Raw genomic sequence first — 14,952 nt, forward strand, 5'->3', positions numbered from 1 at the left:
GAAAGGTTTACCTGCCGAGGAGGCCACCGATCAATGCGCGAGGAACGCGCTGATCAGCGTGATCACCTGTTGCTGAATCTGCGCCCTGGTCCGCCCGGCCTCGCCGTCTCGGCAAATCATGCTGTCACCGGGCATATCCTCGTCGAGTATCGCCGCCGCGCCGGGTTTGCACTGCGCCATAAAGCTGAAGTGGCTCGCGTCGCTGATCTCTACGTACTGCGTGGAGGCTTTCGGCAGCCGTCTGGCCAAGTCGGCAGACTCCAGCCCCACAGCCATGTCCTCCGAGGGCACGCCTCCAGCAATCACCAGCGCCGGCACGGGCAGCGCGGCCAGGCTGGCATCGGTCATGCCCCGCGACAGGCCCAGGTCCAAAGACACCACGGCGGCGACGCGCTTGTCGCTCAAGTCAGCGGCCAGTTGGGCTTTGCCATCGGCAACGCCGGTAGGGTTCATCTGCGCGTAGCCGATGCAACCGCCCAACTTGGGATGGGCCAGGCAGTCCCGGGCGAACAGATCCGCATCGAAACGCGCGCCGGCGATTTCCAGCACCGTCCAGCCACCGAGAGAATGGCCCACCGCCGCAATCCGGTGTTGCGCCACCGCGCCAAATTGCGTTGGCTGCGCAAGCACCGTATCGATGGCGCGGCTCAGGTCTTTGGGCCGTTGCCATAACTGCGCCGCTGCGTCTGCACTGCGATCCTTGGTGGTGGTGCCCGGATGATTCACCGCCGCCACAATATAACCCTGCCGCGCCAGCGCACTCGCCAGCCACATCTGATTGCCCCAATTGCCGCGATAGCCGTGGGAAAGTACCACCAACGGGTGCTCACCACCGGTCGGCGGCGCATCGGGCACGGCGAGGGCGCCGAAGAACACCGCGTCGTCTCGGATCAACCGGGGAGCGGTCCTGATTGCCGTGGGGTACCAGACGGCCATTTCCAGCGCGCGCTGGTTGCGTGCGTCGGGCAGGGTGGTGGTTTTGAAACCGATGGGGTTGTCGTTGGCGAATGCGGGAGTGATCAGACCAATCAGGAGAAAGGCGGCGAGGGTGATTTTCACTGGTTTCTATCGTCCTTGAAGTGAGAGGCGCAGCATGATCTGAAACGGGCGGTTTGGGTAGCGCGCAAGTGGCGTGATCACTGTTCCGCGCTGCCGCTGCTTAGTCGTAGGCGAACTGATCAATCAACCCCAAGCGCGGGATACGGCTGTTGGGCTGCAAGAGTGCGCCGGGAGCTATCACTGCGTTTGCGCCAATCTTGCAGCCATCGCCTACCAGGGCGCCGAATTTGTTCACATCCGTCTCAATGACGGCATCGGCATAGCGGATTCTGATATGCGCGCCATCCAGTTCGTTACGGTAGTTGGCGATGATTGCACCGGCTTCAATATTGACGCCTTCGCCGATCACCGAATCGCCGACAAAGTTGAAATGCGCCAGCTTGCTTGCATCAAGCATGAAGCTGCTTTTCAGTTCGCAGCTTGGGCCCACGATGCAGTGTTTGCCCAGATAAACGCCGCCACGCAGGTAGGCGCCTGCGGCGACGAACGAGCCTTCACCGATGATGATCGGCCCCTTCAGCACGGCGCCTTCTTCGACGGTGGCGCTTTCATGGATGGCGCAGTTTGCGTGACGGCGGTAGCCTGCGCCGAGGCGTGAGAGCAACGTCAGGACGTGGTTTTCGCAGTCCTGAGTCACCCGCCAGGCGGCGATAGGGCCCAGGTCAAGCGAGGGCCATTGCGCAATGAATGTGCTGATCTCAGGGAGCTTCATGGAGAGTTTTTCCGGTGCGTGAGAAGGCGGGCTCAGGCCATATCTTATAATGGTCTGCCCCGGATTTGGCTAATGGCGCGCGATGTGGGAGGGGGCTTGCCCCCGATGGCGGCCTTTGGGCTGGCCGGGATGTTGGATTGGGCCGAGTACATATCCATTATTTAGGTAACGGCCACTTAGGGTTCCGCCCTGACGGCGGGTCACTTTGGAAAAGCCCCAAAGTAACCAAAGGGCTCTTGCCCCACCACTCGGCACCTCGCTTGGGCTCGGTGTGCCCGAACGCAGGCTTGAATCCGTGGGCCGCCGCAATGGGCCATCCATGGCCCAGTGCGGCTAACCCGGCGTCCTGCCGGGTTACCCACGGATTCAAGCCTGCGTTCGGCCAGCGTGGTTTAACGGGGCGCCTGAGATCAAGATCAAAAGCAGATCAAGATCAAGAGCGACTCGCTGCGCATCGTGGTTAGCGGGTTAGCGTTGGGCGCTACAACGTTGTGTAGATACCTATGCCCCGATCGCGATGCGCCGCCTGATTGGGCTTCAGGTCGGGATTGTTTGGAGGGAGCGCAGCGAAACAAGCGCTAATAGTATCGTCCGGTTGCCTGCACGGATGCTGGTCTAGGATTTTTTCTTGCGGTTCTCAACGGAATAAAAATTCACTGGCATCTACAAGGAGTAGCCAGTAGGCTACATGTGAATCTGTGACCAATACGATCGGCGGAACGCCTGAGTTCGATGCATGGCTCGACGGCATGAAGGATATTTGCGGAAAAACGGCGGTGCTGGCGCGTCTGGATCGAGCCGAAGAGAACAATTTTGGCGATTGCGCCCCTGTCGGCGACGGCCTGAGCGAAATGCGTGTTTTTGTCGGGCCAGGCTACAGGATCTATTTTGTACGCACGGGCATCGCCGCTTACCTGATGTTATGGGGCGGCGATAAAACCGATCAAAAAAGAGCAATTAAACGGGCAAAAGAAATCCTCGATGCCCTGAGAGGTAGATGAAATGAGCGAATCGACATTCAAACCCGAGGACATGCCAATCCTCGACCTTGATACATCCGGTACCCGCGTTTACGAAGCTTCGCGCTTTCTCGACAGCCCGGAGACCATCAGTGCCTATCTTGCGCAGAGCATGAAGGCCCAAGACCCGCAGATCCTTATGAAAGCACTGGCTGAAGTCGCCAAGGCCCAGGGTGTGAACAAAGTGGCCGAAGCGGCGGGGGTTAATCGGGAAAGTCTTTATAAAACCCTTAAGGGCGGGTCCAAGACGCGCTATGAGACGATCCAGAAGTTGATGGTGGCGTTGGGGGTGGAGCTGACGGTGCAGCCGATTGTAAGCAAAAAGGCCCACAGACCTTAATGCCGGGCACGCCATTGGCAGCAATGAGCAAGCTCGCTCCTGCATAAAGCCGTTTCACCGCACCAGGCAGGCTGCCTCAGGTCAGGCCCCACTCATGGCATATTTGCGCCATGCGCACCGAGCCTTGCATGGAGCCGGCGCCTTCTCTGTCGTTGTGGCAGGTTCAGATAAGGTGCAGTTACATTATAGGGAGTGGGGGTTCTTCTGGTTCAGTGTAGGCCGGTGCTGGCATTGCATTTGGTCGCTCAACGATTACCAGCATTAATTCATAAATAAAGTTCGCCATCGTATCGTTCCAGATATCATCGTGCCCCGTCATCACTGAGGCATCGGTGCGAATATTTGCAATTGGAAATCGATAAGGTATGAAACCTTCGGCAACAGGGCCGCGTGCCAGATAGTTATCCCCGATGACGCGTTCGCAATCATGGGCTTTCTCACAGCGGGTAAGTAACAAAGACGAAGCGTTGCTGCTTCCGGTGCTGGGAATGCATAAGGTTTTTGGCGGTTTATTGATGGCCTCCAGTGGAAGGGGATCGGACTCGGAGGCCGTGCAGTTTGCCGCCACCAACTGATGAGTGATAAAGGGCTCATAATGCCCCACGGCTGTAGTGTTCAGCGCGCGATAATATTCATCCGGGTACGATTGGAAGAGCGTTCCGATATTTCTGCCCCATGAGAAAGCGCTTTTTGTGGCCCAGTCAGCAGCGGTCGTGACGATCACTAAACTGGGTCTGACAACGTCTTGGTCCTGGTACTCATATGACCTCGCCAGGTCGAACAGCGGCTTTATGCGCATTGCTTCGAACGCCGGATTAACCAGAAGCGTTAAATCGGCAACCGATGTGGCTTTTGAACTGTCGGCCCCGTCGGCATCGCGGCGAATCTGGTCGCCCAGCGTCTGTGAGACGGAAGAATATAAAATGGCACCGCCAAAGCTGTGCCCCATAACGATCAGGCGAGAGTCGAAGTTCCTCTCGCGGATATTGGATAGTTTGCGTAGAAGTTCTGATACGCCTCCGCCACTTCCGACGTTATGTGCTGTAGCTTTTCTATCCCAGAATGTAAGCAGGTAGCTGCTCCAGCCAACAAGCGGCGTGTGCTTGTCGATAGAATCACCACGCCAGGCTATATAAATGCCCATTGTTTTTCCAGGGACCTTTCGGGTATTGCTAAATTTGGAGACCAGATGTTGAAATTTATCAATGTCACTATCGCCGACTCTGGAAGAGTGATGCCATCCGTGAATATAAACAACAATATTCCCGCCGGACTGCGCTGTTTCTCGAGCAGCATCCACTGCGGAACTCAATTGGCCTCTGCTGAATGAATTGCCAAACTCGTCAAACTCAACGAAGTGAATACAACGTTCATCTTGCTCGTCTGACGCTGCGCATTGCATGGTTTTCCCGGCGTCGAGCGTTTTGAGGGGAGGGAGTCGGCCGTCTGGTTCTGGTAGAGGGTCAGCCGTTACCCGATAGGGGCCTTGGGGCATACAGGCACTGCTAAGTATCGCCATCAACATGACCAGAGCCAGTCGTCGTACTCTGTTCATAGGGGTTACCTTTTTTAGATGGCGTTAAGCCGTTATTGGACGATAGCTGACAGTCACAAGCGCTGCAATATTAAGCGGGGCAAGTCCAATGACCGGTTTAGTTATTCGAGGAGAAATCGCCGAGCGGTCATGACGGTCGTTATAACCCTATGGCGATCTTTCGACTGGCTGGAAGATCAGCGCTTAACTAGAGCGCCTTCGATCGTTCCCACGCTCTGCGTGGGAATGCCGTCCTGGACGCTCTGCGTCCGCTGTTGAGGTCGTGACGCAGAGCGTCACAGGCTGCATTCCCACGCGGAGCGTGGGAACGATCGATGAGCATGAACGACCACGCTCGCTCCTGCGTAAAGCCGTCTCACCGCACCAGGCAAGGCTGCTTGTTGTTGAAGCGCCATCCCGGCATCAGGAACTGCATCGCCACGCTGTCATCCCGCGCGCCGAGGCCCATGCCTTTGTACAGCTCGTGGGCCTTGGCCACGGCATCCATGTCGATATCCACCCCGAGGCCAGGCTTGGCCGGCACTTTCACGTAGCCGCCTTCGATCTTCAGCGGCTCCCGGGTCAGGCGTTGGCCGTCCTGCCAGATCCAGTGGGTGTCGATCGCGGTGATTTCGCCCGGCGCCGCTGCCGCCACCTGGGTGAACATGGCCAGGGAAATATCGAAGTGGTTGTTGGAGTGCGAGCCCCAGGTCAGGCCCCACTCATGGCACATCTGCGCCACGCGCACCGAGCCTTGCATGGTCCAGAAGTGCGGGTCGGCGAGGGGAATGTCCACCGATTGCAACTGAATGGCGTGACCCATTTCGCGCCAGTCGGTGGCGATCATGTTGGTGGCGGTTTTCAGGCCGGTGGCGCGGCGGAATTCGGCCATGACTTCGCGGCCCGAATAGCCGTTTTCCGCGCCGCAGGGGTCTTCGGCGTAGGCCAGGACGTGATGCTGGTCGCGGCACAAACGGATGGCTTCCTTGAGTGACCAGGCGCCGTTCGGGTCGAGGGTGATGCGCGCCTCCGGGAAGCGCTCGGCCAGGGCGGTGACGGCTTCGATCTCGGCATCGCCACTCAATACGCCGCCTTTGAGCTTGAAGTCGTTGAAGCCGTATCGGGCCTTGGCGGCTTCGGCCAGGCGTACCACGGCGTCGGCCGTCAGGGCTTTTTCATGGCGCAGGCGCAACCAGTCGTCGTCGGATTCCGCTTCGTTGCGGTAGGCCAGGTCCGTGGCGGTGCGGTCACCGACGTAGAACAGGTAACCGAGCATCTTCACCGCATCGCGTTGCTGCCCCTCACCCAGCAGAGCGGCCACCGGCACCTCGAGGAACTGACCGAGCAAGTCGAGCAGCGCCGCCTCCATCGCGGTTACGGCGTGAATGGTGATGCGCAGGTCGAAGGTTTGCAGCCCACGGCCGGCCGCGTCGCGAGAGGCAAAGGTGCTGCGCATCCGGTTGAGGATGCGCTGGTACTGACCGATCGGCTGGCCGATCACCAGGCTGCGCGCGTCCTCCAGGGTTTCGCGGATGCGCTCGCCGCCGGGCACTTCACCTACGCCGGTGTTGCCGCTGCTGTCCTTGAGGATCACGATATTGCGCGTGAAGTAAGGGCCGTGGGCGCCGCTGAGATTCAGCAGCATGCTGTCGTGACCGGCGACCGGGATGACGTGCAAGTGGGTGATGACGGGAGTATTCATGGCAAGGTCCTTAATACGCTTAAAGAGGTTTGCTGATGGCGTTGGCGGTGGGCGCAATGCCGGGCGACATGAGCCCCGCGGAAGGTGAGGTCCTGGCGAAAAACACCAGGATGGCCGCGAGCACCGAGGTGCCGGCCAGGCCGTAAAGCCCGCCCTGGATCGAGCCGGTGGTTTGCTCCAGAAAGCCAAAGGTGGTGGGTGCGACGAAGCCGCCCAGGTTGCCGATGGAATTGATCAACGCGATCACTGCAGCGGCGATGCGCACGTCCAGGTAGCCCTGGGGAATCGGCCAGAACAACGAAGACGCAGATTTGAAACCGATGGCCGCAAAGCAGATCGCCACGAACGCGAAGATCGGCCCGCCCGTGGTGGACATGAACATCCCGGCCGCTGCGATCAACAAGGCTGCCGCGACCCACGCCTGCTGGAACTTGAACTTGCCGGACAGCGTTGCGAAGGCGTACATGGCGATGATCGAGATCAGCCACGGAATCGAGTTGAAGAAGCCGACTTGTATATCACTCAGGTCACCCATCTTTTTGATGATGCTCGGCAGCCAGAACGTCGCTGCGTAAATCGTCAGTTGGATGCAGAAATACAACACGCAGAACAGCAGGATCTGCCGGTCCTTGAGCAGCTTGCCGAGGGTCGGCTTGACCGTGGTCAGGGCTTCGCGGTCACGCTGTTCCTGATCGATGGCCGCAACCAGTGCGTCCTGTTCTTCGCGGCTCAGCCACTGGGCGTCATGGGGCTTGGAGTCCAGCCAGAACCACACAAAGAAGCCCAGCGCCACCGAGGCCAGGCCTTCAATGGCGAACATCCATTGCCAGCCGTGCAAGCCGAAACCTTCGATCTGTAACAGCGCACCCGACAGCGGGCCCGAGATCAATGACGCCACCGCAGAACCGCTGAGAAAGATCGCAATGGCCTTGCCACGCTCAACCCCGGGCAACCAGCGCGTGAAGTAGTAGATCACCCCGGGAAAGAAGCCCGCTTCAGCCACGCCGAGCAAAAAACGCAGGATGTAGAAGTGGGTTTCGTTCTGGATGAACGCCATCAGCGTGGCGACGATGCCCCAGGTGAACATGATGCGGGTCAGCCAGATGCGTGCGCCGACCTTTTGCAGCAGCATGTTGGACGGCACTTCAAACAGCGCGTAGCCGATGAAGAACAGCCCGGCGCCGAAGCCATAGGCCGCCGCGCCGATGCCCAGGTCGTGCTCCATGTGCGTACGCACGAAGCCGATATTGACCCGGTCGATGTAGTTGAGGATGAACATGACCACGAACAGCGGGAGCACATGGCCCTTCACTTTGCTCACGGCGCGGGTGAGCACCGAGTCGGTTTCGGGTGCAGCGGATGCATGGCTGGAATGGTTCACGATGGAAAACGCCCCCTGATTTGTTTTTATGCGGGTTATGGGTTTTGTTGCCAGACATCATACAAGTTGTTTTTTGAAAATCGCAATGCGCCGCAATGAGTATTTGTTCTCATAAAGGCGCTTATGGAATGATATTTTGGTTATTTACCCGTGCTATAAGGGGTTTTCTACCAGCGGAACTCGGTTCGGTCCGCAGGATGGTTCGGGGCGAGATACAGGTTTATCAGATTGGTTGTCATACAAGTTGACTGTCTTTTGAATCAACTCGGCGTCGTCGGTGAACGGGATGTTAAGCTCCCTCCAGCCCAACCCCGTGGACCCTTAGCGATGCCCATTGAAAACGCACCTCCCGTGCGCAGACGCTCCACCAACCTGGCCCAGGGCGTGGTCGACGCGCTGACCCAGCGCATCCTGCTCGGCCAGCTCAAACCGGGCGAAAAACTGCCGTCCGAATCCACCATCGTGCTTGAGCATGGGGTGAGCCGCACGGTGGTACGCGAAGCCATCTCCAAGCTGCAGGCGTCGGGGCTGGTGGAGACGCGGCACGGCATCGGCACGTTCGTGCTGGAGCAACACGCCCGGCAGGGCCTGCGCCTGCACGTCGACACCGTCGCCAGCGTGCGCAACATGCTGGAACTGCGCCTGGGTCTGGAGGTGCAGGCGGTGGCGTTGGCCGCGTTGCGCCGTACCGACGCGCAACTGGCCCATATGCGCCAGGCGCTGGACGACTATCGGGCCTGCCTGGCCAACAACGACAGCTGCGTGGAAGAAGACAAACGCTTCCACCAACTGATCGCCGAAGCCACCGGCAATACGTTTTTCAGTGAAATCATGCAGCACCTGGGCACCGCGATGATCCCCCGCACCCAGGTCAAGGCTGACGAGCGCGGCGGGGCGGATTTTGCCAAGCTGGGTCAACTGGCGAGCCTGGAGCATGAGGCGATCTTCAATGCAATCAAGCGTCAGGACCCGGATGCGGCGCGGGCGGCAATGGTGCTGCATTTGACCAATAGCCGCGACCGTTTTTCCGGCGAATGAAAAGGAACCCGCGTTGAACCCACACACATTGTCCCTGCGCCTGGAGCGCGTGGCGGCGCACGTGCCGGCCGGCGCGCGCCTGGCCGATATCGGCTCGGACCATGGCTACTTGCCGGTGGCGCTGATGCGGCGTGGCGTGATTGCCGGCGCGGTGGCGGGGGAGGCTGCAACCACGCCCTTTCATGCGGCCCGGCGCACCGTGCGCGACAACGGCCTTGAAGCGCGCATCAGCGTGCGCCTGGCCGACGGTCTGGCGGCCATCGAGCCCGGCGACGCCATCACGGCCGTCAGTCTGTGCGGCATGGGCGGCGAGACCATTCGTGACATTCTCGACAACGGCAAGGCGCGGTTGAATGGCCAGGAGCGCCTGGTCCTGCAACCCAATGGCGGCGAGTATCCGTTGCGCCACTGGTTGATGCACAACGGCTACCGCATCGTGGGCGAAGAGCTGCTGCACGAGAACCGCTTCTACTACGAAATCATCGTCGCCGAACCGACCGGGCCTGTGTCCTACACCGAACAACAGCTGTATTTCGGACCGCTGCAGTTGCTGGCGCGCAGTCCCGCGTTCGTGGCGAAGTGGCAGCGCTTGCTGCAGCAGAAACAAAAGACCTTGGCCAGTTTCGAGAAAGCCAGGCAGTCGGTGCCGGAAGAGAAAGTCCACGGGATCGCCCGGGAAATTCAGTGGATCACTCAACTGCTGACCTGAAGATCGCTCGGGATTGTCAGCGTTCGACCTCTCCCGCGTCGCGCCGTGTCCCCGGCGGTTACAGGCGCGCGCCCGATAATGAGTGCTTTCGCCCCATTTTCGCGCACTGATCAAAGGTTTCTTAGCGCCATGGCACGTGTCGTCACGCTTGTATCCCACGGCCCAGATCTTGCTTGAGCCAGAAGAATCAATGACATGGCATTTTGCCGTTAGTCATTCCCGGCTGTGAAGTATGGGGTTGTTCAGGGGAGTGTGTAGGGCATGCAAAGATTTTTATCACCCGGTATCCGTCTGCTCGGGCGGTTCGGCTTCGCGCGTAAGTTCCAGGTGCTGTTCCTGCTGTTCATGCTACCGCTCGCCGGCAGCCTGTGGATGATCGGCCAGGACTACCACGACAAACTCGCGGTGATTTCCAGCGAACAGTCCGGCGTGCGCCAGCTGTTGGCGCTGGACCTGCTCGATGGGCAACTGAGCGCCCAGCGCAATCTGGCCGCCCGTTGGAAAGCCCTGGATATCCTGCATACGCCGACCCCTGCCGCCCAGGCCGCGATGGCCAGGGTGGATGCGGGCAGCCCGCTGATTCAGCAAGGCCTGCAAACCCTGGGGGACGCCCTCAAGACCCATCATGCCAGCGCCGCTACCCAGGCGCGCTTCGACACGCTGCAGGCCGCGGTCAAGGGCATGGACACCCAGTCCCTGCGCACCGTCGGCTGGTGGCCGGATGGCTACGACCGTTTCACCGCCGCCCTGACCGCGATGCAATCGCTACGCGAACAGATCACCCTGGACGCCGGGCTGATCCTCGATCCCTGGCTGGAAACCTATCTGCTGATGCAGATTTCCAGCCAGCACACACCGGACCTGATCGAGCGTATCGGCCGTACGGCCAGCGTTGGCCAATCCTCCATTGCCTCGGGCCAGTTCACCTTGCAAAGCCGCTTGCAGATGCGTGACCTGCGCGGCCGCATCGGTGATGCGCGGGACCAGTTGGTCAAGGCCGCCACGGCGCTGAAGGCCAAGCAATACCCCGGCCTTGAACCCTGGACCGAACAATACGACGCCAGCCTGCAACGCCTGGACAGCGAACTCAAAACCCTCGACGACGGCGTATTCGGCGGCACCATCAAGCTCGACACCGCCGCATTCGATCAAAGTGTCGACGCCATGCTCGCGGCGTTGGGTGCGCTGCGCAGCCAGTCGCTGCATTCGCTCGATGCACGCTTGGGGTACTACCGTGAGCGATCGTTGCAGCACTTCATTCCCGTGGCGGCCACGTTCAGCCTGTTGGCGTTGGCGGCGCTGTACCTGTTCATCTGCCTGCAAGCCTCGATCCGTCGCAGCGCCAGTGGCATCACCACGCTCGCCGAGTCCCTGCGTGACGGTAACCTGCACGTCGAAGTGGCGGTGCAGGGGCGCGACGAACTCGCCGCCATCAGCACCGCGCTCAATGTGGCCGTGGTGCAACTGCGCACCAGCCTGCTCGGGGTCAATCATGAGACCGAGCAACTGGGCGCCACCGTGCTGACCCTCAGCGCGCAATCGGGCAGCACCCTCACCGACGTCGAAGACCAGCGCCACCAGATCAGCCAGATCGCCGCGGCCGCTACCCAATTGGCCGCCACCTCCCTGGGCGTTGCCAAAAGCTGCGAACAGGCGGCCGACAGCGCCCGCCACACCCGCCGTATCGCCGAAGACAGCAGCCGCGACAGCCAGCGCACCACGGCCAGTATCCAGCAACTCAACCAGCGCCTGAGCGACACCGCCAATGCCCTGGAACAGGTCAGCCAGCAGGGCCAGCAGATTCAATCGGTGGTCGACACCATTCGCGGCATTGCCGAGCAGACCAACCTGCTGGCCCTTAACGCCGCCATCGAAGCCGCCCGCGCCGGCGAGCAAGGCCGAGGGTTTGCAGTGGTTGCCGATGAGGTACGCAGCCTGTCGCAACGCACCCAGGCGTCCACCGCGCAGATCGCCGGCACGGTGGACAGCCTGCGCGCCACGGTCAGCCAGGCCGTCAGCCTGATGGGCGCCGCGTGCGAGCAGGCGCTCACCGATGCCGAATCCGTCACCGGCCTGGGCACGCGCCTGGGAGAAATTGCCGGTGCGGTGCAGCACGTCACCGACACCTTGGCGCACATCGCCGCCGCCGTGGAAGAACAGGCTGCGACGGCGGACGAAGTGAGCGGCAATATCCAGCAGGTCGACCAAGCGGCCGGGCGTCTGCTCGACGGCGCGCGGGCGGTCAATCAGGCTGCCGACAGCCTGAGCCAGGGCAGCCGGGCGTTGAGCGACAACACGGCGCGGTTTCGATTGGGATGAGGTCCATTCAGGGCACTCCATCGCCGTGTTGTAGTCTTCTCCTTAACCCCAATGGAGCTGCTTCCCTATGATTACCGTCCATCACCTCAACAATTCCCGCTCCCAGCGCATCCTCTGGCTGCTGGAGGAGTTGGGCCTGCCTTACCAAATCAAGCGCTACCAACGCGACCCGAAAACCAACCTCGCGCCACCCGAGCTCAAGGCGATTCATCCCTTGGGCAAATCGCCGGTGATCGAGGACGGAGCCCGCGTATTGATTGAGTCGGCGGCCATTATTGACTACCTGATTCGTCGTCACGGCAAGGGACGACTGCAACCCGATCCGGCCAGCGCCACCTACGATGATTATGTGCAATGGCTGCATTTTGCCGAAGGCTCGGCCATGCTGCCGCTGATGCTCAACCTCTACGTCGGGCGCCTGGGTGAAGCCGGCGCGCCGCTGCACCCGCGCATTGAATCGGAGTTGGCCAACTACCTTGGTTACCTCAATGACGTGCTTGGGCAAACGCCGTATCTGGTGGGTGACGAACTGACGGGGGCGGACATTCAGATGAGCTTTATCGGCGAGATCGCCAAGGCCCAGGGCAAGTTGCAGGCGTATCCGAACCTTGCGGCGTGGGTGGACGGGCTTCAGCAGCGGCCGGCTTATCGCAAGGCGGTGGAGCAGGGCGGCGAGTACGCGTTTGCTAAATGAATTCAGTGTGGGAGGGGGCTTGCTCCCGATGGCGCCTGTCAGCCAACGGTTATCCAGCTGATACACCTCGGTCCAAATGTGGGAGGGGGCTTGCCCCCGATGGCGGCCTCTGGGCCGACCAGGATGCCGGATCAGACCGAGTACATATCCGTTTCTGCGGTAACGGCTGCTATAGGTTCCGCTTTTACAGCGGCTCACTTTTGAAAAGCGCAAAAGTAAGCAAAACGCTCTTGCCCCACCACTCGGCACCTCGCCTAGGCTCGGTGTGCCCTCTCTCCGGCTTGAATCCGTGGGCCGCCGCAATGGGCCATCCATGGCCCAGTGCGGCTAACCCGGCGTCCTGCCGGGTTACCCACGGATTCAAGCCTGCGTTCGGCCAGCGTGGTTTAACGGGGCGCCTGAGATCAAGATCAAAAGCCAGATCAAGAGCGGCTCGCTTCGCATCGTGGTTAGCGGGGGGCTACAGCGTTGTGTAGCTAGCTATGGCTATCGAGGCAAGCCGCATCGATGAACCTTCGAGCCTTTCAGCGCTCACTTATGAGGTGGCACTGTTTTTCGTCGAAAGGAATCTGCATGCACCCCACCTCGGCAATCACTCCCGTAGAACGTGAACTCAGCCTGCGCGCGGTCATCACCGGGATCCTGCTCGGTATCCTGCTCACGCCGTCCAATGTGTACGCCGGCCTCAAGATCGGCTGGTCGTTCAACATGTCGATCATCGCGTTGCTGATCGGCTACGCGATCTGGCAGGGCCTGGCCAAACGCTCTGCTGCGCCATTGCCGTGGACGCTGCACGAAAGCAATATCAACCAGACCGTCGCTTCGGCCGCGGCGTCGATCATTTCCGGTGGGCTGGTCGCGCCCATCCCGGCTTACACCTTGCTTACGGGCAATCAACTGGAGGCGATCCCGATGATCGCCTGGGTGTTTTCCGTGAGCTTCCTGGGGATCTGGATCGCGTGGTACCTGCGGCCCTCGTTGCTCAACGACAAGGCGTTGAAGTTTCCCGAAGGCATGGCCACCCTGGAGACCCTGCTGCATATCTACAACCACGGTCGCGAAGCGGCGACGCGCTTGAAAGTGCTGCTCGGCGCGGCGTTGCTGTCGGGGTTGGTCAAGTGGGTGGATACCTTCCTGTGGGCGTTGCCGCGTTGGTCGCCGACGGCCCAGTTGGAACGCCTGACGTTTACCACAGACCCGTCGCTGTTGCTGCTCGGCTTTGGTGGCATCATCGGCCTGCGCGTGGGCCTGACCTTGTTGCTCGGCGCCTTGCTGGCCTGGGGCGGGCTGGGGCCCTGGCTGTTGGCGCAGGGGCTGGTGCACGTTGCGCCGGGCAGCAGCGGCCCGCAATTCGCCGCGCTGGTGGAGTGGCTGCTGTGGCCCGGCGTGAGCCTGATGGTCTGTTCTACCCTGGCGTCCCTGGCGATTCGCTTGTGGGCATTGCACCGAACCACCCGCGCGGACGGCGGCACGCCCTGGACCCTGCCGAAACGGGGCCCGGCTGCCGGGTTTGCCCTGGCGATCATCCTGGTCGTGAGCCTGCAGGCGTTGTTGTTCGGCATCAACCCGTGGATGGCGCTGCTCACCATCCCCCTGGCCATCTGCCTGGCCGCCGTGGCCGCGCGGGTGGTGGGCGCCACCGGCATTCCGCCGATTGGCGCAATTGGGCAATTGTCCCAGCTGAGCTTCGGCATCGTCGCGCCGGGGCAGGTGCCGATCAACCTGATGAGCGCCAACACGGCCGGCGGTTCGGCCGGGCAGTGCACGGACTTGATGAATGATTTCAAGGTCGGCAAGGCGATTGGCGCCACGCCTCACAAGCAAGTGATCGCGCAGATCCTGGGGATTTTTGTCGGCAGTATCGTCGGCGTATTCGCCTACCTGGCGCTGATTCCCGACCCACACACCATGCTCCTCACCGAACAATGGCCGGCCCCGGCCGTCGCCACCTGGAAAGCCGTGGCGCAAACCCTGACCCACGGGCTGGACTCGTTATCGCCGAGCATTCGCTGGGCCATCGCCATCGCAGGCTTGATCGGCGTGTTGCTGGGTGTGCTCGACAGCACCTTGTCTGCGCATCGCGCGCGCTACCTGCCCAGCGCCGCCGCCCTGGGATTGGCGTTTGTACTGCCGGCGTCCATTTCGCTGATGATGGCTTTGGGAGCGGTGCTGACCTGGTTGGTCAGCTGTCGTCGGCCACGTCTTACCGAACGTTTTGCGATTACCGCGGCGGCCGGGCTTATTGCCGGCGAAAGCATCACCGGCGTTGGGGCTTCCTTGTGGCAAATGATGGTGCAGGCGGGCTGATAGGCAAATCGCGCAGCTATTGCCCAATGGAACTGTTCGTGGACGGCCGCCACTCATCTCTCGCCTCTCTCACATTCGCTGAGCAGGGCGCCAACGGGTAACTCAGGGACGCCAGTTATAACTCCAGAAGCAAGGCTG

General features: G+C 60.9%; 12 protein-coding genes. 7 read left to right on the forward strand and 5 right to left on the reverse strand.

The window, feature by feature from the left end:
• Positions 1 to 30: 30 nt before the first annotated feature.
• Both J1G34_RS21995 and J1G34_RS22000 read right to left on the reverse strand, forming a co-directional pair.
• The gene (locus J1G34_RS21995) at positions 31 to 1,059 is read right to left on the reverse strand and encodes an alpha/beta hydrolase family protein (protein ID WP_222994627.1); all 1,029 of its coding nucleotides are present in this window, start codon (positions 1,057 to 1,059) and stop codon (positions 31 to 33) included.
• Positions 1,060 to 1,159: 100 nt separating this feature from the next.
• On the reverse strand, positions 1,160 to 1,771 hold the full coding sequence (locus J1G34_RS22000) for a DapH/DapD/GlmU-related protein (protein WP_222994628.1): 612 nt from the start codon (positions 1,769 to 1,771) through the stop codon (positions 1,160 to 1,162).
• 698 nt (positions 1,772 to 2,469) lie between these two features.
• Here J1G34_RS22000 and J1G34_RS22005 point away from each other — a divergent pair.
• Positions 2,470 to 2,772, forward strand: coding sequence for a type II toxin-antitoxin system RelE/ParE family toxin (locus tag J1G34_RS22005; protein ID WP_065936397.1), 303 nt, complete (start codon positions 2,470 to 2,472; stop codon positions 2,770 to 2,772).
• Position 2,773: 1 nt separating this feature from the next.
• Entirely contained in the window at positions 2,774 to 3,130 is a 357-nt protein-coding gene (locus J1G34_RS22010; protein WP_065883237.1) for an addiction module antidote protein, read from the forward strand.
• Positions 3,131 to 3,308: 178 nt separating this feature from the next.
• Here the strand turns inward: J1G34_RS22010 and J1G34_RS22015 are convergent, their stop codons facing one another.
• From J1G34_RS22015 to J1G34_RS22025, 3 genes are all read right to left on the reverse strand, one after another.
• Positions 3,309 to 4,685 (reverse strand): hypothetical protein, encoded by a 1,377-nt coding sequence (locus J1G34_RS22015; RefSeq protein WP_222994629.1) that lies wholly within the window; start codon positions 4,683 to 4,685, stop codon positions 3,309 to 3,311.
• Positions 4,686 to 5,040: 355 nt separating this feature from the next.
• On the reverse strand, positions 5,041 to 6,366 hold the full coding sequence (gudD, locus tag J1G34_RS22020) for a glucarate dehydratase (protein ID WP_222994630.1): 1,326 nt from the start codon (positions 6,364 to 6,366) through the stop codon (positions 5,041 to 5,043).
• A gap of 19 nt (positions 6,367 to 6,385) precedes the next feature.
• On the reverse strand, positions 6,386 to 7,747 hold the full coding sequence (locus tag J1G34_RS22025) for an MFS transporter (RefSeq protein WP_222994631.1): 1,362 nt from the start codon (positions 7,745 to 7,747) through the stop codon (positions 6,386 to 6,388).
• A 327-nt stretch (positions 7,748 to 8,074) separates the two neighbouring features.
• Here J1G34_RS22025 and J1G34_RS22030 point away from each other — a divergent pair, with 327 nt between their 5' ends.
• The 5 genes from J1G34_RS22030 (at position 8,075) to J1G34_RS22050 (ending at position 14,814) form a co-directional block, all read left to right on the forward strand.
• Positions 8,075 to 8,785 carry a FadR/GntR family transcriptional regulator gene (locus tag J1G34_RS22030; RefSeq protein WP_130138896.1) on the forward strand — a complete coding sequence of 237 codons (711 nt, stop codon included), beginning with the start codon at positions 8,075 to 8,077 and terminating at the stop codon, positions 8,783 to 8,785.
• A 13-nt stretch (positions 8,786 to 8,798) separates the two neighbouring features.
• Positions 8,799 to 9,494 carry a tRNA (adenine(22)-N(1))-methyltransferase gene (locus J1G34_RS22035; RefSeq protein ID WP_122562091.1) on the forward strand — a complete coding sequence of 232 codons (696 nt, stop codon included), beginning with the start codon at positions 8,799 to 8,801 and terminating at the stop codon, positions 9,492 to 9,494.
• Positions 9,495 to 9,755: 261 nt separating this feature from the next.
• A complete protein-coding gene (locus J1G34_RS22040; protein ID WP_065895495.1) occupies positions 9,756 to 11,813 on the forward strand; it encodes a methyl-accepting chemotaxis protein in 2,058 nt (685 codons plus the stop codon).
• Between the two features lie 67 nt (positions 11,814 to 11,880).
• On the forward strand, positions 11,881 to 12,507 hold the full coding sequence (locus J1G34_RS22045) for a glutathione S-transferase family protein (protein WP_122462042.1): 627 nt from the start codon (positions 11,881 to 11,883) through the stop codon (positions 12,505 to 12,507).
• A 573-nt stretch (positions 12,508 to 13,080) separates the two neighbouring features.
• A complete protein-coding gene (locus J1G34_RS22050; protein WP_222994632.1) occupies positions 13,081 to 14,814 on the forward strand; it encodes an OPT family oligopeptide transporter in 1,734 nt (577 codons plus the stop codon).
• Positions 14,815 to 14,952 lie beyond the last annotated feature (138 nt).

Source organism: Pseudomonas sp. Wu6 (assembly GCF_019891515.1).
Lineage (GTDB): Bacteria > Pseudomonadota > Gammaproteobacteria > Pseudomonadales > Pseudomonadaceae > Aquipseudomonas > Aquipseudomonas orientalis_A.

What these genes read in the sequence shown, in the direction of transcription:
- gudD (WP_222994630.1), bottom strand. Translation starts at nt 6,366, where the DNA reads ATGAATACTCCCGTCATCACCCACTTGCACGTCATCCCGGTCGCCGGT.
- J1G34_RS22045 (WP_122462042.1), top strand. Translation starts at nt 11,881, where the DNA reads ATGATTACCGTCCATCACCTCAACAATTCCCGCTCCCAGCGCATCCTC.
- J1G34_RS22030 (WP_130138896.1), top strand. Translation starts at nt 8,075, where the DNA reads ATGCCCATTGAAAACGCACCTCCCGTGCGCAGACGCTCCACCAACCTG.
- J1G34_RS22000 (WP_222994628.1), bottom strand. Translation starts at nt 1,771, where the DNA reads ATGAAGCTCCCTGAGATCAGCACATTCATTGCGCAATGGCCCTCGCTT.
- J1G34_RS22040 (WP_065895495.1), top strand. Translation starts at nt 9,756, where the DNA reads ATGCAAAGATTTTTATCACCCGGTATCCGTCTGCTCGGGCGGTTCGGC.
- J1G34_RS22010 (WP_065883237.1), top strand. Translation starts at nt 2,774, where the DNA reads ATGAGCGAATCGACATTCAAACCCGAGGACATGCCAATCCTCGACCTT.
- J1G34_RS22015 (WP_222994629.1), bottom strand. Translation starts at nt 4,685, where the DNA reads ATGAACAGAGTACGACGACTGGCTCTGGTCATGTTGATGGCGATACTT.
- J1G34_RS22050 (WP_222994632.1), top strand. Translation starts at nt 13,081, where the DNA reads ATGCACCCCACCTCGGCAATCACTCCCGTAGAACGTGAACTCAGCCTG.